At 55.5% G+C, this 422-nt stretch carries 1 pseudogene; it reads right to left on the reverse strand.

From position 1 onward, the window contains the following. Positions 1 to 151 precede the first annotated feature (151 nt). Positions 152 to 422, reverse strand: a pseudogene (locus B3182_RS06005) (EAL domain-containing protein); the annotation flags it as partial.

Raw genomic sequence — 422 nt, forward strand, 5'->3', positions numbered from 1 at the left:
GCTGGAGGCCTATGGCAATATGGCGGACGTCCCGGTTTAGTGGGGGGCTGATCGATTCCGCTGTATTCCGTTACATTGATCAGCAGCTCCGACTTGCTTGGCTCTATAGTGTTCAAGCCGTGAGCCCCGTTTGGGGCTCATGCAATCAGTGTCAGCGGGCGAGGATGTCGCAGCAGAGTACTTTGATCTCGTCATTTAGATGAAACGCAAACGAGAGCGTGACGCACATATAGGCGCCAGTGACCGAAAGGTACGGCGGTGTCACTTGCAGCTGCTCCGGCTGGTTTAGTGCCTGGCGGAGATAATGCTGGCGGAACCAGTCGGCGTTGGAGGTGTTTTCCAGTGGCCGGAAGCGGGGGTCAAAGGCATCGACCAGTTTTTCTGATGTCAGCGTATCTTCAATTTGCACGCCAAGCTCGTTG

The sequence above is a fragment of the Methylophaga sp. UBA4204 genome (assembly GCF_002379485.1).
Classification (GTDB): Bacteria; Pseudomonadota; Gammaproteobacteria; order Nitrosococcales; family Methylophagaceae; genus Methylophaga.